The sequence below is a fragment of the Mesorhizobium sp. M0518 genome (assembly GCF_040321125.1).
Taxonomy (GTDB): domain Bacteria; phylum Pseudomonadota; class Alphaproteobacteria; order Rhizobiales; family Rhizobiaceae; genus Mesorhizobium.
In genome coordinates, this window is record NZ_JAMYQY010000007.1 from 80,592 (window position 1) to 107,082 (window position 26,491).

The following is a 26,491-nucleotide window of genomic DNA, read 5'->3' on the forward strand; positions in this document are numbered from 1 at the left end:
TGGTTCAAGCCACCTGCACCGCGGCGGCCATGCCGGCATCGGCCGCCTGCAGGGCGAGATCTATGTCTTTTGCGCTGTGCGCGGCACCCAGGAACATGTTGTGCCGGGGATGGAAATAGGCGCCTTCGCGCAAGGCGGCCGAGCAGAAGGCATTGGCCAGCTTGAACTCGGCATCGTCGTCAAACAGCACCATCGGCATCGACACCGGACCGGTCTGGCGCAGCGACAGGCCATGCTTCTTCGCTGCCGCGTCGAGACCTGAGCGCAGCCTGTCGCCGGCTTCGGTCATGCGGGCAATCGCGTCGGTATCGCGCAGCGTGTTGATGGTGGCGATCGCGGCGGCCATGGCGACGGCGCCATACCAGAACGACCCCGTCACGTAGACCTTGGTCGCGGCTTCGCGAAACCGGTCGGTGCCGGTGATGGCGGCCAGCGGATAGCCATTGGCGATCGCCTTCGAGAAGGCGGACAGGTCCGGCCGTACGCCAAGCGGCTCCCAGCTGCCGGCAAGGTCGATGCGAAACCCGGCCCTGACATCGTCGACGATCAGCGCCGCATCGGCGGCGGTGGTGAGCTCGCGCGCCCGTCTGGCGAAGGCGGCTGTCGGCAATTCCTGGTCGCGGGCGATGTCGTGGCGGAAAGCTGTGACGATGACGGCGGCAAGATCGCTGCCGGCCTGCTCGACGGCTGCCTCAAGGCCGGCAACGTCATTGTAGTCGAAATGGATGAGATGGGCGCGGTCCTCGGCGGTGACGCCGGCGAGCGAAGGCGTGCACCACGGCACGGCGCCGTGATAGGAGCCGCGCGCGACCAGCACCTTGCGCCGGCCGGTGCCGGCACGCGCGATTGTCACGCAGGCCGTGGTGGCGTCGGTGCCGTTCTTCTGCAGCATTGCCCAGTCGGCATGCGCGACGGTCTTGACCAGCAACTCCGCCAGCTCGACCAGAACTTCACCCGGGCCGTTCATCGCATCGCCCAGGCGACGTTGCTTCTCGGCTGCCTGTTCGACGGCCTGGTGATGGTGGCCGAGGATGTTGGGCCCCCAACTGCACATCAGGTCGATGTATTCGCGCCCATCGACGTCCCAGACCCGGCAGCCGTCGGCGCGCTCGAAGAACTGCGGATAGGCGGAGCCGAGATAGCGCGTGGCCATGTGTCCCCACATGCCGCCCGGAATGACCGAGGCCGCACGCTCGCGCAGCAACTGGTCCTTGGAGTTGATCAGGGAATGCATAGCGAGGTCTCCGCACATTGATATATCATATATTGAATTTGGCGCTGGAAGAACAGGATTTGCTGATCGTCCAGGAGGAGGAAGCGAGAGGCGGCTGGGCCGCCTCCCGCTTTTTTTCGCTCAGTGGCTGAGTTCTGCCAGCGGCAGGTTGCAGCAGGCGCTGTAGCGCACGCCCTTGACGTCCGACTTGTAGGCCAGGATCAGGTTCGGGCTGATCAGCGGCAGGATGATCCTGTCCTTGATCATCTCCTCGCCAGCCTGGTGCCACAGCTGGGCGGCCTTGTCGCCGCTTGCCGCAAGGGCTGCCTTGTAGATCTCCGCTTCCTTTGGGTTGAGCACCGACGGGTCGCGCTCCGCGCCGGCGCGGCGTGCCCACGGGCTGCCCTTGGTCATGGCGAAATAATCGATGTATTGCGAGGTGCCGTAATAGTCCGGCGCGTAGAACACCGCGGTCATCGGGATGCCGTCGCCATTGACGCGTTCGCGCCAGTTGGCGAAGGGGATCGGCTGCAGATCGAGCTTGATGTTGATCTTGGCCAGATCCTGCTGAACCTTCTGCATCAGAAGCGACAGGTCGACGCCGTAGACGTTCATGCCGGGAAACGCTGCTTCCATCTCGAAGCCGTCGGCGTGTCCGGCCTTGGCCAGAAGTTCCTTTGCCTTGGCGACGTCATAGGGCTGCGCCTCGAAGCCCGAACCGCCGGGGAAGCCGAGCGGGATCGGCGCACTGATCAACTGGCCCTCGGAGCCGATGGTGAAGTCGAGGATGCTCGGACGGTCGAGGCCGAGCGAGATGGCCTCACGCACTTCGGGCGTCAGCGGAACCTTGTTGGCCTTGGCGCCCGGCGACAGCGCCACATAGATGAAGTTGTAGGATGGCACGGTCTCGATCTTCACGTCGCTGCCGGTCATCGTCTTGGCCGTGTCCGGGTCGATCTGCATGGCGATGTCGGCGGTGCCGCTCTGCAGCATCTGCGCCTGCGCCACTGCATCCTTGGTCTGGCGGATGACGACTTCGCTCAGCGCCGGCGCCGTGCGCCAGTATTTGTCGTTGCGTGCCAGCCGCAGCTCCGAATTGGGCTCATAGGATTTCAGCACGAACGGCGCGCTGCCGGCCGAATGCGCCAGGAACCAGGCCTCGGCATTGTCTGTCGTCGAGGCTTCCGCATCGGCCTTGGCGCCGGCTTCGGAAGCAACCTTGCTGTTGACGACCGCTGCGTAGGGCGCCGCCGCGATGTTGAGGAATTCGGAGCTCGGCGCGACCATCTTGACGACCACCGTATGCGCGTCCGGGGTCTCGATCGAGGCGACATTGTCCATCAGGAACGAGGCGCTGCCCTTGAGGTTCTTCAGCCGCTCCCAGGACCATTTCACGTCCTTGGCCTCTACCGGCGAACCGTCCGAGAATTTGGCGGCCGGGTCGAGCGTGAAGGTGAAGCTGCTCTGGTCGGCATTGCCTTCCCATTTGGAAGCGAGCAACGGGATCAGCTTGTTGTCCTTGTCCAGCGTCAGCAGCGATTCATAGACGCTGGAATTGTAGATCTGGCAGGTGTCGCAGAACGCGCGGTGCGGATCGAGCGAGTTGAGGTCGATGTTGCGCGCGATGACCAGCGGCTTGCTGTCCTGCGCGAAGCTGGCCGGCGCCCAGAAGGCGCTGGTGGCCAGCAGCACGGCTGCCAGCATCGTCGCTCTGGTCTTGCTTCTCGGTAGGATGGTCATGTCAGTTCTCCCATTTTCTTGTCGGATCTTTGTGGCAATGCGTTCGCTCTATCCGCCCACGCCAGTGAGGGATTGAAGCGCGGCCTTGAGCTTTTCAGCGCCGCCCAGTGCGGCGCGGTTGAGCGGGGCCGATACGACGGGAGCAGAAAGGCTTCCCGTCACATGCAGGATCTCGTGATCGAGATAATCGAACACGCGATCCTGAATCTCCTGTGTCAGTCGTCCGCCAAGCGATAGCCCACGCTGCACCTGCTCGATGACGGCCACTCGGTTGGTCTTGCGGATCGAGGCTTCCACCAGCGGCCAGTCGAGCCCGGTCGGGTCGAGGCTGCGCAGGTCGATGATCTCGGCATCGGCGCCGGTCTCCTCGACCACCTGTCTGGCGACAGCAACCATGCTGGCGCTGGTGAGCAGTGTGCAGGCGCTGCCCGGCCTGACTATCTTCGCCTTGCCGAGCCGCACGCAATAGTCGCGGTCGTCCGCAGGCACAGGGCCTTCGCTCGGGAACAGTTCGACATGCTCGATGACGACGACCGGATCGTCGCATTTCAGCGCTGAATTCATCAGGCCGATATAGTCGAAGGGCGTCGTCGGCGCGACGATGCGCCAGCCGGGAAACAGGGCGAACAGGCCGGACGGATCACCCGAATGCTGCGAGCCGTAGCCGGTGTGCGGCGAGACGCGCACCCTGACCACGATGGGCACCGGAAAACCGCCGCCGAACATGTGACGCACCTTGCTGACCGCGTTGAACAGCTGGTCGGCGGCAACCAGGCAGAAGTCGCCGAACATGATCTCGACGATCGGCCGCAAGCCGCAAAGCGCTGCACCCAGCGCCACCCCGACAAAACCGTTCTCGGCGATCGGCATCGCCAGCACGCGCTCCGGCCAGCGTTCCAGCGCACCTTTTGTGGCGCCCGAAACGCCGCCGCGCAGCCGGTGCACGTCCTCGCCCATGATGATGATGCGCGGATCCTGCTCCATGGCGCGAGCGATGACCTCGGACGCGGCAACCATGAATTTGACCGGCTTGGTCTCGGCCGGCGGCACGTCCTCGATCTCGAGGAAGCGCTCGCTCTTCAGTTCGGAAAGATCGCCGCGGATCTGGTTGTCGACGTCGCTTGGGTCCGGCCACAGATGATCAGGAATGCGCAGCGCGTTGCCGCTCATTTCGGTCAGCGAATCGGCAGCGGTGTTGACCACCTCCATGACGCGCTGGTCGAGTGTACCGAGGTCCGAATCGTTCAGGATGCCCATCGTCTTCAGGCGAGCCGCCATGGTGGCAAGCGGGTCGCGCGCTTTCCAGGCGTCCTCTTCGGCCCGCGTGCGGTAGCCGAATTCGCTGCCCGGGCGGGCGCCGCTCTGATGCAGGAAGCGGTAGCAGAGCGCCTCGACCAGCACCGGGCCGCCGTCTTCCTCGATCGTCCGGCGCGCCTTGCGCATGGCATGGTGGACGGCCACCACATCCATGCCGTCGCATTCGATGCCGCGAAAGCCGAGCATAGGTCCTCGCGAGGCCAGCCGCGTCTCGCGCGTCTGCTCGTTGATGTGAGTCGAGACGGCATAGAGATTGTTTTCGGCGAAAAAGATCACCGGCAGCCGGTATAGCGCGGCGATGTTCATCGCCTCATAGGCCGGCCCTGCCATCATCGTGCCGTCGCCGAAGAAGGCGACCGAGATGTTGCCGGTTCCGAGCAGCTTGTCGGCCAGCGCGTAGCCTGCCGCATGCGGCAGGTTGCCACCGATGATGGCGCTGGTGCCAGGAATCCCTGAGCTATCGTCGCGCATATGCATCGAGCCGCCACGGCCGCCGCAATAGCCTGACTTGAGGCCCATGATCTCGGCCATCAGGCCGCGCACCGAGCCCTGCATGTCCGGGTTGAAAGCGTCATGCAGCGGGTCGAATCCGCCGGGCGTCTGCGCGTTGACAAGCTTGGCCAGCACCTGGTGATGGGCGCGGTGGGTGCCGTTGATGCGGTCACCCGTGCCGAGCACGGACATGGCGCCGACCGCCGTCGCCTCCTGGCCGATGCTGGCATGCGCCGGACCATGCACCAGCCCCGCATTGGCGAGATCGAGCACTTTTTCCTCGAAACGGCGGATGAGCAGCATCTGGTGGTACCAGCGCACCAGGCCCGAAACCTCGGCGTCGTTCCAGTCCGAATCGTCAACCTCTAGCCGCAACCAGGGCGCCGATGGCTGGATCGATGTCTGCTGGACCATGTCAGCTATTTCCGTTCTGGTAGATGATATATCAAATATTTTCTCAGTCGATTGCGGCCGGTCATTTTTCCTGGGCGGGGCACCGTCTAGAAAGCTCGCACATAAATGGAATTTAATTTCATTTTCTGACGAGGCGAGACTAAGCCGGGACAGCGGCGTTCCGCAAGAGGAATTTTGAAGCCAATTGTCAGCCCATTCCAGCCTCAAACGGGGATGCCAAGTTGCGGCGAGCGCTATGCCTCGCCTGATGCAATCAGGCGATCACGCGGCGGATGCCTGAGGAGCCAGCCGGCTATCGCTCCGCCCGATGCTGAAAGAACTGCAAAAACAGTTCCCGCTCGGTGGTGATGTCGAGCTTTTCGTAGATGCGCCGGCGGTGGTTCTTGACGGTGCCGACTGTGATGCCGAGGCGCTCGGCGATGTTCGCAGTCGGGTGGCCGGCGAGGATCAGTTGGACCAGCTCCCGTTCGCGCAGCGACAGCTCCGGCCACAGGCTGGCCGGGATGGTCGGCTCCTGCCGGGGTGAGGCGCCGGGGCCTGTCGGCGCCGATGTGCGGGAGAAGTCGGTTCCGCGCGCCTTGATGTCGAGCGCGTGCAACGCCTCGAACACCGCCAGCCGCTCATCCAGCAGGGCGATCTCGCCATCCTTGAATGTGGAGGTCGAGCGGTCGAGAAAGATGCCGAGGCACCAGTCGCCGCCGTCGGCCAGCATGATGCCGACCTCGTCGCAAATCTCCGACTGCGCCAGAAAGCCGGCAATGTACTGGCCACGCTTGGCCTCGTCGTCGGCGAGCCGCTTCAGCGGCATGATGCCCAGCCTTCGCTCGCGCCGCCATGAGGCATAGAACGGGTCGAACACGTAGTAATTGTCGAGATAGCGCCGGACCATCTCATCCGAAAAACGCCGGTGCTTGATGAATTCGGGTGTTTGGGTCGCCGAATAACGCGTCACCGTGACGAGATCGTGCTCGATATCCGCGCCGATCAGGTCGATCAGGCAGTCGACATGCCTGTCTGTGCCGGTGGCGGCGATCGCCTTGGCGAGCGGCGCCCAAATATTGCCCATGCGCATGCCCTTTTCTCGGCGATGTCAGCCCAGCCGTCATTGTGTCTTTAGGCATATGGCGCGAGGCCGCCCATCGAATCTAGCCTTGCGTCAACCTAGACCAGATCCGAGGCGACCGTGACCCAGCCAAACCTGACCAGTCCAATCATTGGCAATCCAATCGTCATCGGTATCGACGCCGGCGGCACCATGACTGACACGATCCTTGTCGATCAGGACGGCCACTTCAAGATCGGCAAGTCGGCGACCACGCCGAAGAACGAAGCCGAAGGTTTTCTCGCGTCTGCCGAGGATGCGGCGGATGCTTGGGGCATCTCGCTCGAATCACTGTTTTCCGGCGTCAACGTCGTGCTCTATTCCGGCACCGGCATGCTCAACACACTGTTGTCGCGCACCGGCCGCAGGCTCGGCCTGATCACCACCAAGGGCCTGGAAGACATGATCCTGATGGGCCGAGGACTGCAGGCCTGGGCCGACTATTCCTACGCCGACCGGCTGCATGCGGTCACCCATCACCATCCCGATCCGCTGGTGCCGCGCCGCCGCACGCATGGCGTCACCGAGCGAATCGACCAGTTCGGCGACATCGTGCTGCCGCTCTACGAACACGAGGTCTCCGCCGCCGCGAAAAAACTGATCGCCGACAAGGTCGAGGCGATCTGCATCATGACCATCTTCTCGCACGTCAATCCGGTGCACGAGAAGCGCATCGCCGAGATCTGCCGCGCGGAGGTCGACAAGGCCGGCGCCGACATCATCGTCTACACCAGCCATGAGGTTCGCCCGGTCATTCGCGAACAGTCGCGGCTGAATTCGGTGCTGATCGAAGCCTACGCCACCTCGCGTGGCCGCAAGCAGCTCAAAGGCATCGAGGATGTCTCGAAGAAATACGGCTTCAAATATGGCGTGCAGACGCTGCTCTCCTTCGGCGGCCTGACCTCGATCAACCATCCGCGCCTGCATGAAACCATGATCTCCGGCCCGATCGGCGGCATTCTGGGCGCTGCCTATGTGGGCAAGCTGATCGGCAACGACTCGCTGATCTGCTCGGATATGGGCGGTACCTCCTTCGACATGGGCGTCATCACGCGCGGCCAGACGCGGATCGAGAACGAGCCGCTGATGGACCGTTTCAAGCTCAACGTGCCGACGCTGCATCTCGACACCATCGGCGCCGGCGCCGGCATGATCCTCAAGGTCGATCCGCTGACCAAGAAGGTCTCGCTTGGGCCGGAAAGCGCTGGCTCGGATCCCGGTCCGATCTGCTTCGATCGCGGCGGCACCGAACCGACCATCGCCGATTGCGACGCCATTCTCGGTCGCCTCAACTCGCACTACTTCCTCGGCGGCAAGGTCGTGCTGCAGGTCGAAAAGGCGCGCCGTGCCTTCCAGGAGAAATGCTCCGACATATTGCGCGTCGGACTGGAGGAAGCCGCGGAAGGCATGATCGACATGCTGGAATCCGACGCCAACAACGCGCTGCGCCGCGTCATCTCGGGCCAAGGCATTCATCCTTCGGAGTTCACGCTGCTGTCCTATGGCGGCTCCGGTCCTCTGCATCTGGCCGGCTGCTCCAGGGGCATCGGCTTCAAGGACATCATCACCTTCCAGTTCGCGGCCGCCTTCTCCGCCTTCGGCTGCACCACGGCCGATTTCATGCGCCGTCATTCCGTCTCGACGCAGCACGACATCACGTCACGTCCCGACGAGGCTACGCTGGCCGCCTTCGGCGCCAAGGTCACCACTGTCTGGGACGACCTGACCAGGGCCGCGGTCGACGAGATGATCGCCGACGGCCATGCCAGGGAGAAGATCAGGACCGTGCCGTTCCTGATGATGCGCTACACCGGCCAGCTCGAGGACGTCGAGGTCATGGCGCCGCTTGCCAAGGTCGATTCGGCCGACGACATGCGCAGGGTTCTCGACGAGTTCGAGGCGGTCTATGCCAAGGTCAACCATCGCGTGTCGCGCTATGGCGAAGCCGGCTTCACCATCACCGAACTCGGGCTGATCGCCACCGCTGACAAGGTCAAGCCGGTGCTGCTCAAGCGACCCCTCGGCGCTTCCAATCCTGCTTCCGCCCACAAGGGTGTGCGCGAGGCGTATATCGGTGGGCGCTGGCACAAGGCCAATCTCTACGAGATGGACCTTTTGCAGCCCGGCCATGAAGTCATCGGCCCGGCCATCATCGAACATCCCGCCACCACGCTCGTCGTTCATCCGCAGGACCGCGTCCATGTCGATGAATGGACGCTGCTGCACTACACCCACGCTTGAGAGGGCGATCGCCATGTTGGACAAACCTGCCTCGGCCCTGCGCCTTCGCGAAAGGCTGCTCGATTCCGAGCGGTTGATGGAAGAGACCGGCTGCTATGACGGCATCACGGAACTCACGCTGCGCAACCAGGATCCGCTGAAATTCGAGACGCTGCACACCAAGCTGCGCGCCTATTGCGTCTCGGCGCGCGAAATGGCGCGCCGCATCTCGGCCTCGCCCGGCGTGCGCGAGGTCGGCGAGATGGTGGTCGCCATCTACACACCCGAGGGCGACGCCATCGCGCTCTCCAACGGCATTATGGTGCATGTCCACACGATGAGCCGCTTCATCAAATGGATGATCAAGAACAACTATGAGGAGAACCCACGCATCCGCGAAGGCGACATCTTCGCCAACAACGATGCCTTCATCGGCACCGTGCAGGTGCCCGACGTGATGGACGTGGTGCCGATCTTCCATGAAGGCACATTGGTCGGCTGGGCAGGCGCCGTCTGCCATGAGCTGGAAGCCGGCGGCATCACGCCGGGCGGCGACGTGTGTCTCGCGCAGGAGCGCTTCACCGAAGGCCTGTTCGTCTGCGCCGAGAAGATCGGCGAGAATGACGAGATCCGCCGCGACTACGTCATCCGTTGCGAGCGCAATCTGCGCATGCCGATCTACTGGGTTCTGGACGAAAAGGCCAAGGTCGCCTCCTGCATAGATATGCGCGAAAGCGTCAAGCAGCTGATCTCGGAGATCGGCCTCGACTACTGGATGAAGGTATCGAAGGAGTTCATCGAGGAAGGCCGCCGCGCCCAGCTCGCCCGCACCCGCCAGCTTACCGTGCCCGGCATCTATCGCGGCCACACTTTTTACGGCCACGTCACGGCGGGAAAGCCCGGCTTCCAGCTGCTCGGCGACCCCGACTGGCTCTACAACATCCCGATCGAGATGGAGATCACCACCGACGGCAAGATCACCATGGACTTCGAGGGCACCCAGCCCTGGGGCTACCATTCGATGAACTGCACGCCGGCCGGCATGGATGGCGGCATGTTCGTGACGCTGACCCAGCACATGAATTTCGAAGGGCTGGTCAATGACGGCGCCTGGATGGCAACCGAACTGAAACTGCCGCACGGCACCTGGACCAACCCCGACAACGAGATGGTGGCGACCGCCACCTCGTGGGCGCTGCTGCTGCCAGCCTATGGCGTCTTCCAGCGGCTGTTGTCGCGCAGCTTCGTGGCACGCGGCTATGTCGAGGAGGCCTTCGTCGGCCAGGTCAACAGCCCGATGATCGAGATGGGCGGTGAAAGCCAGTACGGCACGCCGTTCGGCATGGCGCATTTCGAGTGCGCCGCCGCCGGCTCCGGCGCGCTCGCCATCAAGGATGGTCTCGACACCGCCTATGTCGGCTGGAACCCGGAATCCGACATGGGCAACATCGAGGTCTGGGAACAGTCGATGCCGATGGTCTACATCGGCCGCTCGATCGTGCCGAATTCCGGCGGTGCCGGCAAATATCGCGGCGGCTGTTCCTTCGTCTCGACCTGGCTGATCAACAAGACCTCGCATCTGCGGCTCCACACCTCCGAGCACTCCTCGCGTGTGTTCGACAACGCCGGCATGTGCGGCGGCTATCCGGCGCCGACCTGCCAGAAGCATCGCGCGGTGCGCAACTCAGACATTCACGAACTCGCCGCAAAAGGCGAACCGCTGGCGCATGCGCCCGGCATCGATCCGCATGTCTCCGACTACGAGCGGAACATCGGTGGCGACCATGTCGTGGTCGAGGGCCCCTACATCACCTCGCCGCACAAGTCCGGCGACATCTTCAGCCATTCCTACAATGGCGGCGGCGGTTACGGCGACGTTCTGGAGCGCGATCCGATCAAGACGGCCTGGGATGTCGAGAACGGCTTTCTCACCCGGCAAGCGGCGGACCAGGTGTTCGGCATCGTGCTGAAGGACGATGAGGACGGTTATCCCATCGCCGATATCGACGCCACGGTCGAGCGCCGCGCCGCCATGCGCAAGCAGCGTCTGGCGAAAGCAGTACCGGTGGCGGATTGGATCGCCAAGGAGCGCGGCCGCGTCAAAAAGGCCGATTTCGCCCCCGAGGTGAAGAAAATGTACGCCAGCGCGATCAAGCTGTCGCCGCGCTTCACCAGCGAATTCAGCGAGTTCTGGAACGTCGATGCCAGATCGATCTTCATGCCGGGAGCAAAACCATGACCTCGTACAGCAAGGAAGTCCTGGGCGATCTGGCCGCAGGCAAGCTGCCCTGGCCACAGACAAGGCGGATCATGAGTGCCTACAAGGACGATGACCGTTTCTTCAAGATGGTTGCCGTCTATCAGGATCGCGTTGCCTGGAAGGACCCGATCCTGCTGCCGGTCTCGGACCATCTGTTCATCTGCCAGAGCGGCGATGAGCGGATAACCCGCTGCGAATGCGGCCACTCCTTCGGCGACTATCGCAAGAACTGGAAGCTGAAGGCTGCGATCAACGTCCGCAACACCGAGGAGGCTTTGCGCGAAATCTATCCGAACAGCGATCTCCCCGATCCCGAGTGGATGGAAATCCGCGAATTCATCTGTCCTGAGTGCGGCACGCTGCACGAGGTGGAGGCGGCGGCACCTGGCTATCCCATCGTCCACGATTTCGAGCCCGACCTCGAAGGCTTCTATCGCGAATGGTTAGGCAAACCGCTCCAGCAAACATGAAACGCTGGCGATGGAGGCTGCGCCGGTGTGATTGCCAAATCCGGTCAGGCCTGATTGCCTGCCCGGAACGAAGTGGAGACCGTGCGCCATGACAAACCTTTCCGGCCGTAGCGCCATCGTTACCGGTGGGTTCTCGGGCATGGGCTTTGCCATTGCCACGGCTTTGGCTGAAGCCGGCGCCAATGTCGCCGTCGGCTCCTACATCGCGCCGGCCAGCTCTGACAGGTCCGATGCCGCCTACTATCCAGGCGCGGACGAGATCGAGCGGGTGCGTACGGCTCTCGCCGCCCACGGCACCAGGGTCCACGCCGCCCATCTCGACGTCCGCGACAGCGACGTCACCAACCGTTTTGTTGCGGAAGCCGAAGCGGCCATCGGGCCGGCCGACATTCTGGTCAACGCTGCCGGCACCACCGCCGAGCAGCCGGTCTGCGGCCATTCCGACGCGCTGTGGGACAAGATCGTCGACACCAACCTGACCGGCGCCTTCCGTGCCACCCGCGCCGTGCTGCCGGGCATGATTGAGCGCGGCTGGGGCCGCATCGTCAATATCGGCTCAACCGCCGCCTCGGTCGGCTGGAAGGACAACCCAGCCTACTGCGCGTCCAAGGCCGGCCTTCTCGGCCTCACACGCTGCGTGGCGCTGGAAGGGGCAGAGCATGGCGTCACCTGTGTCATGATCAGCCCGACCTGGGTCGAGACCGAACTGATGCGCCGCAATGTGGCGCAGGTCGTCGAGCGCGAAGGCAAGGGGCGCACCGCTGAGGAAGCGATGGCCGAGATCGCCAAAGGCAACCCGCAGCAGCGCATGCTGCAGCCGCAGGAGATTGCGGCTCTGGCGGTATTCCTGTGCTCGGATCTCGCCAAGGGCATCACCATGGAGAACATCCAGATCACCGGCGGAGCGCTTTGGTAGCGTCTCGGACGCGCAACCAGCCGATCTCTCCGCAGATGCCTCGCTGTAAGACAAGGTGACCGGATTTGCCATTGAGCGCCGGGCGCAATAGGTTATATTGCACTGCACAATGGAGACGCCGTTTATTGCACGCCCATATTTGCGAAGATTCCGGCCGGCTCATGGCTTGCCGGCCCTGGGTCGTGTCGGCGAGACTCTGAGATGAAGATTCCAAAGTCCCTGCTGATCGATCCCGAGAAGAATTCGGTCTATGGCGCCTTTGCTGTAGTCGTCTCGATCTGGGCATTTTCCTATTCGGTCATCTTCGGCCAAATCTTGATCCTGGCCTATTATGCGGTCTGGCTTCCGCTCATCCTGGTCGACTACCGGCGGTTTCTGCGACATCTGTCCAGCGCCTGGCTGCCGCTGCTGTTTGCGGCCTATGTCTGCTTCTCAGTTTTCTGGTCGCAGGCTCCCGGCGTCACCGCAAGGACGTCGGTCCAGTATTTTTCCCATATTGCCTGCGCCTACATAGCTGCGCGCACCGTCAGCGTGCGCACGTTGACCATAGGGGCGCTGGTCGGGATATTCGTCGTCCTTCTCTATTCTGTGAAGGTCGGGAATTATTCCGAGGATGTCCTCGACGGCACCGTGAACTTCGTCGGCGCCTTCGCCTCCAAGAATCAGATCGGCTTTGTCGGCTCGCTTGGCATCTATTTCTGCGTTGTCTTCCTTGCATTCTACAGACGCGGCCGGCTGAGCTTCATACCGGCGGTGCCCGTCGTGCTGCTGTCGGCCTATGTACTGGTCGCCTCGCATTCCGCCACCTCGATGGCCTCGATACCCGCGGTTCTGGCGCTGGTGGCGCTTCTTGCGATGAGCAAACTTCTGTCACGCCGCTATCGCCGGGTCATCTTCCTGATCGGCGCCGGCCTGCTGGTCGTGACGGCCTTCGTCGCCTTGAATCTCGGGCTGATGGACTTCGTCCTCGGCCTCTTCGGCAAGGATTCGACGCTCACCGGGCGAACCTATCTTTGGGAGCAAGGCTGGAACACGGTGCAGAAATCGCCGATTCTCGGCGTCGGCTATGCCGCCTATTGGGTGCAGGGCTTCGCTGAAGCCGAGCGGCTGTGGAACGAATTCTACATCACCACCCGCACCGGCTTTCACTTCCACAACACCTACATCGAGGCCCTCGTCGAACTCGGCTTCGTCGGAGCGACGCTGGTGTCGCTGATCATGCTGCGCACGCTCTACGGCCACGTCTCGGCGGTGATCTTCAAGGCATGGCAGGCGGACTCGGTGATCCTTTTCGGCGTGATGGTGCTGCTGCTGATCCGCTCCTTCGTCGAGGTCGAGATTCTCAACCCCTACATCATGGGTTCTTTCCTGATGTATTTCAGCTTCTTCAAGCTGGCGCGGCTGCCCGTTACCCGCAGGCGGCGGTCGCCGCGTCCCGAGCCGGCTGACGCGGCCGGTGGCGAGGCTGACTGGCCTCGGCATGCCGGCCGTCCGGCGGTCGCCGATCAGGCGTGAGCTATCGTCTCGGGACCTGAAGTCGCGTCAATACAAATTCCCTTGATCGAAGGCTCAAGCAGGCCGGGCGCGAGGCGGGAAATCCATGCCTCCGCGAAATAGACTGAAACGCTGGATTGTCAGACTCGCGTGCTCCGAGCGACCAGGACGTCCGGCGCGCAGCTGTTACTGTCCAAAAGCCGTGCTCCAGAAGCGCCAGCGCGTCCGGCCGGCACTTCCAGTTACGGCGCCGCGAAAACCAATCTCAGAACGTGCAAATGGGAATATCCGCGGACCATCCGCTCACAGAAGGCGACGAGCGTATGAAGCGGTTCTGCATTTCTGTAAATGATGAACCGCTCAGCGCTTAGCAAGTCTACTGGCTGGCCAGCGGCGCCAGCTTGACCTTGATCACATCGCCAGGCAGCACCGGGGTTTCTTCCTTGGCGGCTATCTCGGTGGTCTTGCCATCGAGATTGCGCACCAGTGAATAGAGCAGGGTAGGTTGCTGATCGTTTGTTATAGCGGCCGCCATCGCGGGATCGCTGGCCTGGGCTATCAGGCCTTTCTGCATGTTCACCTTCAACGCGGCCTCGTTCAGGTCGGCTTCGGTCTGCTGCCGGTCAGTGGCGAGACTTGAACTCAAGGTGTTCTGGGCATCGATAGCATCCTGCTTCGCCTTGCTGATCGCCTGCTTGGCCGTGAGGATGGCGGTTTCGTAGTCCAGGATCTTGCCCTGCAGGTCGGCCACGGACTGGCGCGAATCCAGCAGACGGGCATTGGCGATCAGGCCCTTTTGCGCCAGCGGACCGATGCTGGCGAGTTGCTGCTGCGCCAGGTCGACCTGCTGCTGCTGATTGACGATCTTCTTCTGCAGCGATTCGATCTCGGACTCCAAGACACCTTTCAGATCGTCGAGCGCCTCGAGTTTCAGCTTCAGCGCCTTTTGGTCGGCCGTCAGGATCGTCATCTCGTCCGCGACGATGGCTGGCAGCCTTGGATCGCCCTCGACTTCCTTAGGCACGTCGAAACTCGCCTTGCCGGCCATGTCCGCATCGATGCGGGCGCGCCTGACGATCAGTCGAATGCGCTGGTCGTCGGAGATGTCGAACATGCCCTTGGCGGTGACCAGGTCCTTGCCGAGCTGGGGGCCGTAGTCGGCGTTGCGCCTGATGCCGCCGGCGACGCTGATTGCCTTCAACACCGTCAGGTCCGGGACATAAGGAAATTGGCCTGGGTTCTGGACTTCGCCCGAAATGTAGAATGGCCTGAACTGCGCCATCTCGACCGAGGCTTCCGGTCTGTCCGACAAAGCGAGCTTTTTCTGCAGAGCCTCGCCGATCGCTGCTGCGACTTCGGACGTGGTCTTGCCGGATGCCGGCAACTCGCCGGCGAACGGCACCGACAGCGTACCGGATGGACCGACCGTGTACTCGCCATTCACCGCCGACCAGTCACGAAATGTGCCTTCGACTGTCTGCCATTCGGCGACGCGGATGGTGAGCTTGTCTTGCGAGCCGAGGCGATAGTCGCCGGCGGCGGCGATGTGCGGGACGACGAGCGCCATGGCAAGGCATGTGGCCAGCAAACGCGCCCGCCGCAGCCGGCCGGAATCCGGGCCGCTGCGAAAGGCTTCGAACAAATCTGTTTTCAACTCAACGTTCCGATCCGCTATAGCCCCATCGCCCGATGAGCTTGCGTCGAATGGCCGATGCCAATGTCTGGCATTGGCCACCGGCCGGTCAGTAAGAACCGCGCGACATCCAGACGGCCGGGACGGTCTTGATGATGATGCGAACGTCCTCGAACAGCGACCAGTTCTCGACATAGTGGCGATCGAAGGCGACGCGGCTGTCATAGGACACATCGTTGCGGCCGCTGACTTGCCACAGGCCAGTCAGGCCCGGGCGGGATTTCAGGTAATAGACGGCGGACGTGCCATAGATCTCCAGCTCGTCGCGCACGACCGGACGAGGGCCGACAAGGCTCATGTCGCCCTGCAGGATGTTGATGATCTGCGGCAGCTCGTCGAGGCTGAGTTTCCTCAGCACTGCTCCGATACGGGTAACGCGCGGATCGTTCTTCAGCTTGCGGGTGGCGATCCATTCCGCGTTGGCGTCCGGGTTGGTGGCGAGATAGGTTGCCAATACCCTGTCGCCGTCCGGAACCATGGTGCGGAACTTCAGGCAAGGAAAAATCCGCCCGCCGCGTCCAATTCGCCTATGACCGTAGAAAATCGAGCCGCCGTCGGAAAACTTGACCAGCAGCGCTATCATGACAAACAGCGGGCTGAGTGCGATCAATCCAATCAGTGAACCGGCGATATCGAAGCTGCGTTTGAGCAAGCCGCCGATCGGTGGCGGAAAATCGATGTCAGCCTGCGAAAAGCTCGCCGTGGCCGACTTGGCAACGTCCCTCATGCCGTAAACTCCATGCGTTGAACGAATGGTTCAGCGCACGATACCAAAAAAATGTTGCAGCGCAACACACAATTTACCACCCCATTGAAATAGTCACGTCATGAATTGACTAAATAATAAGCTTGTCATGCACAAATTTCGGCGTATTTAGCACATTTGTGACAATAAATGGGCACGGCCGAAAAAATAGGGGCCTTTGTGGGGCCGTTTTTAGGCAGACCTACCGATCTGTCAAGGCAAGCTGCAAACTAGTGCTTTATCCTGCCCTAATGCATGGTGAAAACCGTATAAAATACTACTTAATATTGTCTATCTTACTGAAAATGCCGAGGAGAGCAGATCGGCTTAGCTCCCGTCGCGTGCATTGCAGCATGGCAGAGTCGATCGCAAAAGCTCGATCAAAAATATCCGAAGTTGCCCTTGCCGCCTATTGCTCGCCTTAATAGAATTGCAAATTATACCTGTCACGGTGACGACAGGTGGAAAAGGCCGGAAGCAACCGGTCGAGAGTGGGCGACCTTAACAAGCCCACATGACAAGGGACGGCGCTCGGGTGGGGCAATCGTGATAAATACCCGAGCCGGTTTATGGGCTGTTGGGCATGGCACTTCCAAAATTCATCCTCGGGATGATTTTCGCTCTGGCGATCGTCGTCGGCTGGTCCTGGCTGGGCGGTGCGTCGATAGGCACGATATTGGTGCGCGTCATCATCTGCGCCGTGATCATTCAGGCCGGCTATTTCGTGCTCATCTACACCATGATCGCCAGGAGCGCGCCGACGCCTGCCGACATAGCCCGTGACGCCGAGCGCAAACTGAACGCACCAGAGGTCGCCGAAAGCGAGAAACTGGGCGGTGCCAGGCGCGGCCTGCATTGATGCAGATTGCTCAAACCTGCCCCCGGTTTGGAGGCATGCTTCGAAACAAGAGACTAGGCGCCGCGTGAATCCGTTTCGGCGCGTCTTGGTCGCCGGCTCACGCGACATCGGCGGGTTCGCTCTCTGACTGTTCCCCCGACAGCATCCTCGACAACCGGCTGCCGGTTTTTTCCTTCAGCCGCCGATATTGGCCGACCTCGACGATACGGCCGTTTTCCATCGCCACCACCCAGTCGGCGAAGGCGATCATCGACGGCCGGTGCGCGATGGTCAGGATCGTCATCGTGCCGCGCAATCCGTCGATCGACCTGGCGATCAGCGACTGGTTCTGCCAGTCGAGCGCGCTGGTCGCCTCGTCCAGGATGAGCAGCGACGGCTTGCGCAGCAGCGCGCGTGCGAGCGCGATGCGCTGGCGTTCGCCGCCCGAGAGCCGCACGCCGCGATCGCCGACCACCGTCTCGAGCCTGAGGTCGAGTCGTTCGACAAACTCGCCGGCGTGCGCCTGATGCAGCGCGGCCCACAGGTCGCCATCGCTGGCCCGTGGCGCGGCAAGGCGCAGGTTCGCCGCGATCGTGTCGTGCAGGAGGAACACGTCCTGCGGCACATAGGCCACCTGGTCGCGCCAGCGACGGCGATTGCTGGCATCGATCTCGACGCCGTCGACGAGCATCTTGCCGGTGGTAGGCTCCAGCAGGCCAAGCAGCATATCGGCGATCGTGCTCTTGCCCGATCCGGACGGGCCGATCAGGGCGGTGACCTTGCCGGCCGGCAGGCCGAAGGTGATGCCGCTCACCACCATCTTGGCGCCAGCATCTCCGTAGGCGAAGGAGACACCGCGAATATTCAATCCCGTATTGAGGGAAAGTGTCCCGGCGTCGGCGAACTCGGTATGGCCCGGTTCGCGTTCGGCGTCGAAACGTGCCTGCAGGCTGCGCATTGCCGTAAAGGCGGGCAGGTTGATCAGCACTTGCTGGGCTTGCGTCTGCATGTCCATGAAGCGCGGCGCGATGCGCATGAAGACCAGGAGCAGGACGACGATCTCGGCCAGCGACAGGTTGAAGCGGACCAAAGCCACATAGATGAACAGGCTCAGGCCCACCACGCTCGCCACCTGGAATACCGCGGTGCCGATGGTGCTGTTGCGCACATAGTCGATGTTGTCGGCCTTCATCCTCTCAAGCGTCGACCGAAGCTGCGCGAAATAGCTGTCCTCGACATTCAGGCTCTTGGCCACCTTGATGCCGCCGAGAAATTCCGAGACCGTCCGGTACTGATCCTGGCGATTGGCGGTCAGCACACGGCCGAAGGCAGTGGCCCGTGCCCGGAAGGGCCGCAGCGCCACGAACATCAGCATGCCGACGACGACGGCAAACAGCGTCATGACCGGCGAGATGAACATGGAAACCAGGAGATAGCCAGCCAGAAGAACGGCGATCTGCACCAGCATCAGCAGTGAGAACGCCGCGCCCTGGACGCGGTCGATGTCGCCGGTCAGGGCATGATCGAGATCGGAACTGCGCATGCGGGTAAAAACGCCCCAGCGCGCCTTGCCGATGCTTTCGAACAGGTTCATGCGAACGCGGTTGACGAAATCGAACAGCAATTTGGCCATGTAGACCGACTTGAAGCGATTGAACGCCGCCTGCGCTGCAACAAGCCCGACCAGCGCGCAAAGCACGGTCGTCAGCTGCAGCGTGCCGTCAGGCACCAGCCAGCGCACGAAATCATTGTTGGGCAGCCGAACAGCGAAATCCTGGTCGGCGCGTCCGACCAGATGCAGCAGCGGGATGAGCAGCAGGATGGAGATGCCCTCGGTCAGGCTGCCGAGGATGAGGAAGAACAGCGCCGTCCATGTTCGCCGGCCGCCGATCCGGGCAATGGCGGCGCCGAATGCGGCAATTTCTCGAAACAGCGACAGGCGAAGGATTGGCTTCGACATGGTTGCGCTCACGGCCGCCGGCTGCCAGCCGACAGATCCTTTTCGATCACCTCCACGGCTTCGCCGATCCTGTCCAGGCCCGTCGGGATTTCCAGCCGGTACACGCCGATATGGTTAGCAATCCATGAACATTGCTGAAGATGCGCCGCCGCGAAGTCGTCGGGCAGCGCCGCACGGCCGAAGCGCGTCACATAGGAGAATTTGATGATGGCCGGCAGGGCGGCAATGGCGGGCAAGGGCGTGATGTCAGCCCTTTCGCCGCGCTTGAGGATATAGATCCTGGTCGCCGGCACCTTGTCGCCCGAAAAGTCACCGTTCAGGCGATGCTGCATTTTGTCGATCGCCGGATGCACTTGCGGCCGCACTTCCGCTCCCCCGAGCGAGATCGCCGCAGCGGCGTCGGCCGCCAGCTTGATCTGCGGAAAGCCCGGAACGGTCATTGGCTCACTCGGATTGGCAAGGTCCAGCGCCACCACGTCATCGGTAAGCAGTCGATGCCCGGCCCGGATCATCGCGCTTGCCGTCGTCGACTTGCCGGCTCCCTTGTCACCCATGAAGATGGCGCTCGTGCCGGCTGCGGCGATGGCACTGGCATGCAGGACAAGCAGGCCGCCGGTGCAAGAGCAGCGCCATGACCGGACCGAGCAGCGGAAACGCGAGCAGCGCATCGTCGACGCCGGGTGCCGGTTCTATGTCGATGCGGCAGTCATCGCTGATCAGGAACGCACCGACAGCATGCCAAGCCAGATATTGCCGGTCCGGCTCGAAGCGAAAATCGGTCGCGGCTTCGGGCGCCGGCTTTGGCAGGTCGATCGCGCCGACAGCGATCACGAGATCCGCCGCCCCCGGCGGCGCCGGCTGCAGTTCGGGCAACATCACCTCCGACGCGATGGTCAGACCATAGGCGCGGTAGAAGCGGCGTTCTCGCATGGCCCGGCCATGTGAAAAGGCATCATCATTGTATAGAGCGAGCGGCTCGTTGCGCGGCATCACGTGGGGCTCCCGCCGTGCTGGAGTTGCCGCAGCCAGAGCGACAGCGAGGCCGAGCGCCAGACATACTGGACATCCAGGGGGGCTGCCTGATCGGGCTGGCGCAGCAGTCGCGCATAGGCAGCACTCACTTGCGGCAGATTGACATAAGGCGCGATGCGGTTCGCATCCGAGACCAGCAGCTGTTCCAGGAGGTCGCGATGGTTGCGCAGCATGCCGTTGACGAGATTGGCGGTGAAGTCGATCTTGTCGCGCCGCCACTGCACCGCCTCCGGCAATACGCCTTGCATGGCGCGACGCAGCACATAGCGACCAAAGCCGTGGCTCAGCTTCTCCTCGCCCGGCAACGCCAGGCAGAACTCGACCAGCGGCTTATCCCAGAATGGGTATCGCGGCTCGACGCCGAAATTGGCGGCGGCCTTGTCGAGAACCTCGAAAGCATGCGGGACATAGCCGTTCGACAGGATCCAGCGATGGCTCAAGGCGTCGCTGGCCTGAACGCCGGGCGGCATATAGCCGGCCCGGTGAAACCGGTCGACAAGCTCGGTGCGCTTGGCAAGGTCCGGATTGATCAGGTCGCGCCAGCTTCGTGCGCGCTGCACGTGCGCGGGCTTGCGGATCCTGTTCAGGGCACGGTTGGCCAGATGCCTCAGCTTGGCGATGCGCCAGGCCGGCCCGTAGAGGGTCAGGAACTGGAGATAAAGGCCAAGCGTGCTGTCGCCATAGGTATTGGAGGCGCTGCGGACCTCGCGCCACAGATCCATCCATCGGCCGCCATTCGCAAGCTCGTGCAGGTGACCATGGCCTTGGGAAACGACCTCGTCGCCGCCATGGCCGTCCAGCAGCACCTTGATGCCCTTGGCGCCGGCAGTCCGGTAGATACCGCGGGTGAGCGTCAGGCCCGGCGCCAGGAACGTTCCTTCCTGTTCTTCCAGCACGCGTTCGAATTCGGCGAATGGGGCATAGTTGCCGACCGGGATCAGCGTCGCGTCGACCTTCTGCTGGTCGAGAACGGCATCGATGAAGGGCCGCTCGTCCATCGGCGAGCCCCTCTCGAAAATCAGCGAGAAGGTCGGCAGCTTCGGCCTGCGCGCAGCGGCATTCTGCAGGCCGGCGACACAGGCGATAGATGAGGAATCGAGGCCGCCGCTCAGCATTGCGCCGACTGCCGAGGTCCCTCGCATGCGGTTGCGCACCGATTGCGAGAACAGATGGGCGAATTCCTCCGATGCATCCGACCGCAAGGGCCGCGCCGACGGCTCGATCTGCCAGTATCGGCGCAGCACCACCTGTTGCGCGGTGACGGTTACGCTGTGGCGGGCCGGCAGGCTGAATATATCGCTGTAGGGGGTCGACTGCGGGTCGTCGGGAAGCCCGGCCAGGAAGCCGGAGATCTGGCGCTCGCTGACACGTGCGCGGATACCTTCGACCTCCAGGATCGGCCCGATCTCGGACGCAAAGGCAAAACGCTGGTCCGCCGCGTGGTAGTAGAACGGCTTGACGCCAAAATGATCGCGCGCGCAAAACAGCGATTGCCGCTCGTCATCCCAGATGGCGAACGCGAAATCGCCTTGCAGATGCTCCGGACAAGCTTCGCCCCAGCGTAGATAGGCCCGCATCAGCACGATCGCGTCGGCCACCGACTGGTCGCGGATACCGAGCCTGGCCAGCAACTCGTCACGGTTGTCCAGCCGGCAATCGGCGGTGATGGCGAGCCGGCCGCCAGCCATCGTCAAAGGGCCTGGACCGACCTCATCCGATGTGTTGAGCCAGGCGTGGCCAAGGGCGATGCTGGTGTCCAGCCACCATGAACCGCCGTCGGGACCGCGATGGCGCATGCGCGCCAGCATTTGCTGAATGTCTGCCGCCGCGACCGCCGGTGCGTGTGCTCCGCGCAGCAGGATTCCGGCGACGCCGCTCATCGGCTGCCGTGGTCGACGAGATGGGCGAAGCCATCGATCGATCCGCCAAGCACGATATGGTTGTCGCTGACCAGCCAGGCATGTGCTTTCAACTGCTCGCCCGTACCACGTTCGATGCCGATGCGTATCGTCGATTCATTGCCTTGGCGGGCGAGAATATACTGGCCGGAGAGCGCTTGGGTCAGGCACGTAGCGTAAGGGACGAAACGGGCCGCGGCGGCAACACCCCAGGCGACACGCCGCAGTTCGCCCATCGAGGCGCACTGCCGCGCGTCGAGCCGCGTCACCAGGCTGCGTACACGATTGTAGGACAGCAGGGTCAGCCCCAGCCGAACTGTCGCCACCACCAGCAGGCAATGGCCAAGGAAGATCATTTCCGAGCCGCTCAGGGAGAAAATCCTGACCAGCCCGTGCCGGCTTCCGCCGCGCTTCGACTGCTTGAGGCCTGTTTCCCTCGCGGGTTCCTGCCGTAAAGCCGTTGCCCGCGAAACCAGGGCCCGCGAAACCAGGGCCCGCGAAACCAGGGCCCGCGAAACTATGGCCTGCCAAACCAGCGCCTTGTGCTGGGTCGGCTTAGACAAGTGCCTCATGATGCCGTCTCGCAAGCCCATTTTCGGCCAGGCCCTTCAGCAATGCGTCGACATCGGCCTGGCAGCGCACCGGGTCGACATTATAGCGCGCAAGAACGGCGCTGCGGATGTCCCCGAGCGACCGGGGCTCCTGGATCAAATCCCAGATGAAGGCGCCGACGCCATTCAGGCTGTAGTAGACATTGGATTTGAGATTGAGCAGAGCCAAGCCATCGCCGAACTCGCAAGCCACGGCATCCTTGGTCGCACTCACGCTATCGTGGTCGGCCAGATCATGGTCGGATTGCTTCCAGTTCATCCCCGCACCTCACTGACAAAACGCTTCGACATCTCCGGTTGGCGCAGGAGAAGTCGGGAGGCTGGCCCCCCGACCTTCTTACGTCTGCTTTTGAATCCAGAGTCCCGAAATGTCACTCTGGAAACGGCTATAAGTCTCAGGAGAACGTCAGGTCGCCGATCGGCGTGTGCGCGGGGAACGATGCGTCGATCGCCGTGTTGCCGCCGCCACCCTGGGTGATGGTCTCAATCGAACCATGAACCGTCAGGCTTGGTGTCTCGTATTCATGCTTTTCAACATTCTGTTCCATTTTACTCTCCGATTTAGGACTGGAAACGGCCTGTCGAGTGCCGTCAGCACTTTTATGCTGCAATGCAATAGCTGCACGGCAGCATTTATGAGTCAAGACTGTTTTACCTTCCGTTAATCAATTACGTTGCTGGCGTCAGGACATGAGCGGCCATGCCTAAAACTTGTCACTTTTTAGCCGATTCCTTGGGCACGATGGCAGCGCCCGCGCTGATTCTTTAAGCATGTGATTTTGCTTGCATAAGTCGTTTGCTTTGTGCCTATTTTTAGGCGTCGCTAATGGAAAGAATTTTCTGTTTGGAAAATTCGGCCGGGGATCGGCAAAAGACCTGACAAGGATATTTCAGCCGCGGTTCTCACTTCTTTCCGACGCGATCTCGATAGGCGCTCGGTTGCAAAAATTCGCACTGCAAAAGGAAAGGCTTTACGGCACCGAGGTTTTTGGTGATGTTTGCTTCGCACATGCAGCATAAGTGTTCGCGCAAACCGCTTTCTTTGGAGATTGTGCGCTAAATGGCATTGCCTGACGGCTCATACGAACGATTGCGCGCCGCCGGCTGTGCCGACGAGGTGGCCTACGTGCAGGCCTGCCTGCGATTCTATTTTGCCGGGCCGCACGCCGGCGCGGGCGACATTTCGATGCGTGATCTGGACGGTGCCAAAATTGCCGACATCGCCAGGCTGAACAAGGTCGCCACCTTTGTCCTCAAGGCCCTTTCGCGCGCACCCGCGCTTGAGAGGCCGCCTGAGCTTTTCCGATGGCTCGACACCTACCGCAGGAGAACGGTTTCGATGAACGCGTCCTGCATCATGGATTCCATGGCGGTCCATGATGTGCTGCGCGCCAGCGAGATCGATTTTGTTTTTCTGAAGGGTCCGTTCCAGCAGCAGCTTCTCTACGACGACCACTTCATGAAGCCGTCCGGCGATGTCGACATTTTGGTTTCGCCGCTCGGATTTGTCAGGGCGCGTGATGCCCTTCGCAAGATCGGTTATGAGGTATCAGGCAAGTCGAACTCCGTCTGGTGGGTCCGCTTCCTCGGCGAACAGCACATGACCCGGGACGACGGGCCGAGGTCGTCCACGGTAGATCTCCACTACCGCCTCCAGCAGCCCGGCTCGCCAAGCCCGCGCGACGCGGACGGGTTCCTGCGGCGCAAACGACAGGTCGAAATCGCCGGTGCGACGGTGCCGTTCACCTCGGTTGCCGATACTTTGCTTTTGTCCTGCATCAGCGTTGCCAAGGCACTTTTCAACCGGGAACCTTGCGCGGGCTACGTCTGTGATATCAGCGCCAGCGCCGGCCGACTCGACGAGGCGGATCAGCAGCGTTTGCTCGATGCCGCAACCGTGCAAGGTTTGGACGACACGCTGCTGCTTGGCCTGCGCGCCGCCGATGTGCTACTCGGCGGTGCTGGCACGCTGCTGTCGCAGCGCGCGACCAGGATCCTGTCGCGCATCGGCAATGAGGATCTGCTCAGCATGGTCATCGCGCCGTGGCTGCCGTCGCTGCGGTGGCCACAGCGGCGAACGGTGCTGTGGGAACTGTGCGGCCGCGCGCCGGTCCGCTATCTGGCCGAAGCCGGCTGGGCGGCGTCCGCCGATATCAGCCGCCGCATCTTCGAGCGGCCGGGGAGGCGCTGAATGAAGGCAAATTGGGTGCTGATGGCAATTCTGTAGGGCATCGAAGGAGTACGGGGCGAGGGCAAATCGATATTACCTGTACGAGAGGCAAATCCATGTCGATGACGAAATCCGAGGTCTGCGTGATCATCGCGGCAAAAAACGCCGCAGCGACAATCGCCGTCGCCATCGCATCCGCGTTGCGCGAACCGGAAGTGGCGGAGGTCGTCGTTGTCGATGATGCCTCCACCGACCACACCGCCGATGTCGCACGATCCGCCGATGATGGCAGCGGGCGGCTCTCCGTGATGCGCCTCGATGTCAATCGCGGCCCCTCCTTTGCCCGCAACGCAGCCATCGCCGGCTCGAAATCGCCGTTCATCAGCATTCTTGATGCCGACGATTTCTTCCTCGAAGGCCGGTTTCGCAACCTGTTTGCCGGCGCCGATTGGGATTTCGCAGCCGACAACATCATGCTGATCAGGGATGATGCGACGGGCGACGCGACGAAAATCGTCGCGCCGCAATTTGCCGCCGATCCGGAATTCCTCGATTTCGAGCGCTTCGTCGAAGGCAACATCTCCAGGCGCCGCGTGCAGAGGGGCGAACTGGGCTTTTTGAAGCCGGTGATCAGCCGTGCCTTCCTCGACCGCCACGGGTTGAGCTACGACGAGAGCCTGCGGCTGGGCGAGGACTATGAACTCTACGCCCGCGCGGTCGCATGCGGGGCACGGTTCAAGGTCATTCGCTCCTGCGGCTACGGCGCCGTCGTCCGCGCCGATTCTCTGAGCGGCCGCCACAAGACCCAGGACCTGAAGCGTTTGGCCGATGCGGATCTGGCGCTGCTGGCGATAGACAGTCTGCCAGAAGGCTCGAAGGCGGTGCTAAGGCGGCATGAACGGCACGTGCGCGACAAATATCGGCTGCGCAATTTCCTTGACGTCAAGGCTGAGCGGGGGCTGGCATCGGCTGCGGCTTACGCTTTCGCCAGCCTGTCCAACCTCGTCCCCATCGTCCAGGGCGTGGCTTCCGACAAGCTCGAGGCGCTGTTTCGTCGCGTCGGCCTTATGTCCAGCCAAAAACATGTCCCGCCGCGGCGTTTTCTGATGGCCGGAACCAGCATGGGCAAGGAACGCTGAGAGCGGGCCCCGGTGCTTGCAATTTGTCCTCGCGGCACGTCATCACGGAAACCATTTCGGCCGGATTTATGAGTTTACGAATTGGGTGGTTGCCTCGCGGCTCCGACGATGGCAGTCTATGTTGCGGTGCAGCATAGTGGACGACCAGCCGAACTGGCCCCCGATCGGATTGGTCTGATGTCTCTCCGGAGCAGGACAACGCAACACGAGTTTTTGAGCCCCGGCTGCGGGGATCGGCCAGAAGCCCGGCCCACAAGCCGGCGATGACAGGAACCTGAGTCCATGGCCTCGATATTCGGTTTCAGATCAAGGGATCCGGCCCGCGACCGGCAGGCCGATGTTTCACGTCTTGATCGTCTGGCAAAGCTGTTCGAGCAGATTGCGGCCGAGATCGAGGCCGAGAGAACCGGGCTTGAGAATCGCTACCGGACAACGTCGACCAACGCCGCCTTCCTGGTCGAAGCCATGGAAAACGGCTCAGCTTCCGACAAGCGGTCTTCGGAAGTCAGCGCACTGACACAGTCGATCCTGAATTGCGAACGCCGCATCGCGGCGCTGTCGCGCCAGGACGGCATGATGAAAGAGCTCCGTCATTCGCTGGATATGGTCTTCGACGAGAATGCCGATTCGGCCACCTCGGCGGAATTCGCCTGGCCGGCAGGCGCAGGCAGAGGTTGAACGTGAAGGCTCGGAACTGTTGCAACAGATTTGATGCAGGGCGGGAAGCAATCGAGAGGGTCACAAGGGAGGTCAAGGTTGGCCCGTTC

22 protein-coding genes are annotated in these 26,491 nt (G+C 62.3%); 9 read left to right on the forward strand and 13 right to left on the reverse strand.

Annotation, left to right across the window (positions count from 1 at the left end):
• Positions 1-4: 4 nt before the first annotated feature.
• The 4 genes from NKI66_RS12200 to NKI66_RS12215 all read right to left on the reverse strand — a co-directional run bounded on the left by NKI66_RS12200 (position 5) and on the right by NKI66_RS12215 (position 6,248).
• On the reverse strand, positions 5-1,234 hold the full coding sequence (locus NKI66_RS12200; protein WP_352751725.1) for an aminotransferase class III-fold pyridoxal phosphate-dependent enzyme: 1,230 nt from the start codon (positions 1,232-1,234) through the stop codon (positions 5-7).
• A 120-nt stretch (positions 1,235-1,354) separates the two neighbouring features.
• Positions 1,355-2,917 (reverse strand): ABC transporter substrate-binding protein, encoded by a 1,563-nt coding sequence (locus NKI66_RS12205; RefSeq protein ID WP_023811570.1) that lies wholly within the window; start codon positions 2,915-2,917, stop codon positions 1,355-1,357.
• 84 nt (positions 2,918-3,001) lie between these two features.
• The gene (locus tag NKI66_RS12210; protein WP_352751727.1) at positions 3,002-5,176 is read right to left on the reverse strand and encodes an alpha-ketoacid dehydrogenase subunit alpha/beta; all 2,175 of its coding nucleotides are present in this window, start codon (positions 5,174-5,176) and stop codon (positions 3,002-3,004) included.
• A 292-nt stretch (positions 5,177-5,468) separates the two neighbouring features.
• Positions 5,469-6,248, reverse strand: a complete 780-nt coding sequence (locus NKI66_RS12215; RefSeq protein ID WP_352751729.1) for a helix-turn-helix transcriptional regulator — start codon at positions 6,246-6,248, stop codon at positions 5,469-5,471.
• Between the two features lie 141 nt (positions 6,249-6,389).
• Between NKI66_RS12215 and NKI66_RS12220 the strand changes: the two genes are divergently transcribed.
• The 5 genes from NKI66_RS12220 (at position 6,390) to NKI66_RS12240 (ending at position 13,659) form a co-directional block, all read left to right on the forward strand.
• Positions 6,390-8,519, forward strand: coding sequence for a hydantoinase/oxoprolinase family protein (locus NKI66_RS12220; RefSeq protein WP_352751812.1), 2,130 nt, complete (start codon positions 6,390-6,392; stop codon positions 8,517-8,519).
• Positions 8,520-8,532: 13 nt separating this feature from the next.
• Positions 8,533-10,737: a hydantoinase B/oxoprolinase family protein gene (locus NKI66_RS12225; RefSeq protein ID WP_352751731.1), complete on the forward strand. Its 2,205-nt coding sequence runs from the start codon at positions 8,533-8,535 to the stop codon at positions 10,735-10,737.
• Positions 10,734-11,228, forward strand: a complete 495-nt coding sequence (locus NKI66_RS12230) for an acetone carboxylase subunit gamma (protein ID WP_352673324.1) — start codon at positions 10,734-10,736, stop codon at positions 11,226-11,228. The genes NKI66_RS12225 and NKI66_RS12230 overlap by 4 nt, the downstream gene beginning before the upstream one ends.
• 88 nt (positions 11,229-11,316) lie before the next feature.
• A complete protein-coding gene (locus tag NKI66_RS12235) occupies positions 11,317-12,144 on the forward strand; it encodes an SDR family NAD(P)-dependent oxidoreductase (RefSeq protein ID WP_352751733.1) in 828 nt (275 codons plus the stop codon).
• A gap of 201 nt (positions 12,145-12,345) precedes the next feature.
• On the forward strand, positions 12,346-13,659 hold the full coding sequence (locus NKI66_RS12240) for an O-antigen ligase family protein (protein ID WP_352751735.1): 1,314 nt from the start codon (positions 12,346-12,348) through the stop codon (positions 13,657-13,659).
• 355 nt (positions 13,660-14,014) lie between these two features.
• Here the strand turns inward: NKI66_RS12240 and NKI66_RS12245 are convergent, their stop codons facing one another.
• Both NKI66_RS12245 and NKI66_RS12250 read right to left on the reverse strand, forming a co-directional pair.
• Complete coding sequence (locus tag NKI66_RS12245; protein WP_352751814.1) at positions 14,015-15,280, reverse strand: polysaccharide biosynthesis/export family protein; 1,266 nt, start codon at positions 15,278-15,280, stop codon at positions 14,015-14,017.
• A 100-nt stretch (positions 15,281-15,380) separates the two neighbouring features.
• Entirely contained in the window at positions 15,381-16,058 is a 678-nt protein-coding gene (locus tag NKI66_RS12250) for a sugar transferase (protein WP_352751737.1), read from the reverse strand.
• 601 nt (positions 16,059-16,659) lie between these two features.
• Between NKI66_RS12250 and NKI66_RS12255 the strand changes: the two genes are divergently transcribed.
• Positions 16,660-16,935 carry an exopolysaccharide production repressor protein gene (locus NKI66_RS12255; RefSeq protein WP_023811582.1) on the forward strand — a complete coding sequence of 92 codons (276 nt, stop codon included), beginning with the start codon at positions 16,660-16,662 and terminating at the stop codon, positions 16,933-16,935.
• A gap of 97 nt (positions 16,936-17,032) precedes the next feature.
• Here NKI66_RS12255 and NKI66_RS12260 read toward each other — a convergent pair whose 3' ends face one another.
• From NKI66_RS12260 to NKI66_RS12290, 7 genes are all read right to left on the reverse strand, one after another.
• Entirely contained in the window at positions 17,033-18,874 is a 1,842-nt protein-coding gene (locus NKI66_RS12260; protein WP_352751739.1) for an ABC transporter ATP-binding protein, read from the reverse strand.
• An 8-nt stretch (positions 18,875-18,882) separates the two neighbouring features.
• The gene (locus NKI66_RS12265) at positions 18,883-19,428 is read right to left on the reverse strand and encodes a phosphoenolpyruvate carboxykinase (ATP) (RefSeq protein WP_352751740.1); all 546 of its coding nucleotides are present in this window, start codon (positions 19,426-19,428) and stop codon (positions 18,883-18,885) included.
• On the reverse strand, positions 19,421-19,867 hold the full coding sequence (locus NKI66_RS12270) for a hypothetical protein (protein ID WP_352751741.1): 447 nt from the start codon (positions 19,865-19,867) through the stop codon (positions 19,421-19,423). The genes NKI66_RS12265 and NKI66_RS12270 overlap by 8 nt, the downstream gene beginning before the upstream one ends.
• Positions 19,864-21,786 (reverse strand): lasso peptide isopeptide bond-forming cyclase, encoded by a 1,923-nt coding sequence (locus NKI66_RS12275; protein ID WP_352612488.1) that lies wholly within the window; start codon positions 21,784-21,786, stop codon positions 19,864-19,866. Before NKI66_RS12275 ends, NKI66_RS12270 begins: the two co-directional genes overlap by 4 nt.
• Positions 21,783-22,160: a lasso peptide biosynthesis B2 protein gene (locus tag NKI66_RS12280; protein WP_024501836.1), complete on the reverse strand. Its 378-nt coding sequence runs from the start codon at positions 22,158-22,160 to the stop codon at positions 21,783-21,785. Before NKI66_RS12280 ends, NKI66_RS12275 begins: the two co-directional genes overlap by 4 nt.
• Positions 22,161-22,359: 199 nt before the next feature.
• Entirely contained in the window at positions 22,360-22,674 is a 315-nt protein-coding gene (locus NKI66_RS12285; protein WP_023811587.1) for a PqqD family protein, read from the reverse strand.
• Positions 22,675-22,810: 136 nt separating this feature from the next.
• A complete protein-coding gene (locus NKI66_RS12290; protein WP_013891488.1) occupies positions 22,811-22,963 on the reverse strand; it encodes a lasso peptide in 153 nt (50 codons plus the stop codon).
• Between the two features lie 512 nt (positions 22,964-23,475).
• Between NKI66_RS12290 and NKI66_RS12295 the strand changes: the two genes are divergently transcribed.
• From NKI66_RS12295 to NKI66_RS12305, 3 genes are all read left to right on the forward strand, one after another.
• Positions 23,476-24,606 (forward strand): nucleotidyltransferase family protein, encoded by a 1,131-nt coding sequence (locus tag NKI66_RS12295; protein ID WP_023811588.1) that lies wholly within the window; start codon positions 23,476-23,478, stop codon positions 24,604-24,606.
• Positions 24,607-24,701: 95 nt separating this feature from the next.
• Entirely contained in the window at positions 24,702-25,724 is a 1,023-nt protein-coding gene (locus NKI66_RS12300; protein WP_023811589.1) for a glycosyltransferase family 2 protein, read from the forward strand.
• Between the two features lie 282 nt (positions 25,725-26,006).
• On the forward strand, positions 26,007-26,402 hold the full coding sequence (locus NKI66_RS12305; protein WP_023811590.1) for a single stranded DNA-binding domain-containing protein: 396 nt from the start codon (positions 26,007-26,009) through the stop codon (positions 26,400-26,402).
• The last annotated feature ends 89 nt before the right edge of the window (positions 26,403-26,491 follow it).

Bases quoted from the DNA above. Each gene is read 5' to 3' on its own strand.
- NKI66_RS12200 (WP_352751725.1), bottom strand. From the start codon at position 1,234: ATGCATTCCCTGATCAACTCCAAGGACCAGTTGCTGCGCGAGCGTGCG.
- NKI66_RS12205 (WP_023811570.1), bottom strand. From the start codon at position 2,917: ATGCTGGCAGCCGTGCTGCTGGCCACCAGCGCCTTCTGGGCGCCGGCC.
- NKI66_RS12210 (WP_352751727.1), bottom strand. From the start codon at position 5,176: ATGGTCCAGCAGACATCGATCCAGCCATCGGCGCCCTGGTTGCGGCTA.
- NKI66_RS12215 (WP_352751729.1), bottom strand. From the start codon at position 6,248: ATGCGCATGGGCAATATTTGGGCGCCGCTCGCCAAGGCGATCGCCGCC.
- NKI66_RS12225 (WP_352751731.1), top strand. From the start codon at position 8,533: ATGTTGGACAAACCTGCCTCGGCCCTGCGCCTTCGCGAAAGGCTGCTC.
- NKI66_RS12230 (WP_352673324.1), top strand. From the start codon at position 10,734: ATGACCTCGTACAGCAAGGAAGTCCTGGGCGATCTGGCCGCAGGCAAG.
- NKI66_RS12235 (WP_352751733.1), top strand. From the start codon at position 11,317: ATGACAAACCTTTCCGGCCGTAGCGCCATCGTTACCGGTGGGTTCTCG.
- NKI66_RS12240 (WP_352751735.1), top strand. From the start codon at position 12,346: ATGAAGATTCCAAAGTCCCTGCTGATCGATCCCGAGAAGAATTCGGTC.
- NKI66_RS12250 (WP_352751737.1), bottom strand. From the start codon at position 16,058: ATGAGGGACGTTGCCAAGTCGGCCACGGCGAGCTTTTCGCAGGCTGAC.
- NKI66_RS12255 (WP_023811582.1), top strand. From the start codon at position 16,660: ATGGCACTTCCAAAATTCATCCTCGGGATGATTTTCGCTCTGGCGATC.
- NKI66_RS12260 (WP_352751739.1), bottom strand. From the start codon at position 18,874: ATGTCGAAGCCAATCCTTCGCCTGTCGCTGTTTCGAGAAATTGCCGCA.
- NKI66_RS12265 (WP_352751740.1), bottom strand. From the start codon at position 19,428: ATGGGTGACAAGGGAGCCGGCAAGTCGACGACGGCAAGCGCGATGATC.
- NKI66_RS12275 (WP_352612488.1), bottom strand. From the start codon at position 21,786: ATGAGCGGCGTCGCCGGAATCCTGCTGCGCGGAGCACACGCACCGGCG.
- NKI66_RS12280 (WP_024501836.1), bottom strand. From the start codon at position 22,160: ATGATCTTCCTTGGCCATTGCCTGCTGGTGGTGGCGACAGTTCGGCTG.
- NKI66_RS12285 (WP_023811587.1), bottom strand. From the start codon at position 22,674: ATGAACTGGAAGCAATCCGACCATGATCTGGCCGACCACGATAGCGTG.
- NKI66_RS12290 (WP_013891488.1), bottom strand. From the start codon at position 22,963: ATGGAACAGAATGTTGAAAAGCATGAATACGAGACACCAAGCCTGACG.
- NKI66_RS12295 (WP_023811588.1), top strand. From the start codon at position 23,476: ATGGCATTGCCTGACGGCTCATACGAACGATTGCGCGCCGCCGGCTGT.
- NKI66_RS12300 (WP_023811589.1), top strand. From the start codon at position 24,702: ATGTCGATGACGAAATCCGAGGTCTGCGTGATCATCGCGGCAAAAAAC.
- NKI66_RS12305 (WP_023811590.1), top strand. From the start codon at position 26,007: ATGGCCTCGATATTCGGTTTCAGATCAAGGGATCCGGCCCGCGACCGG.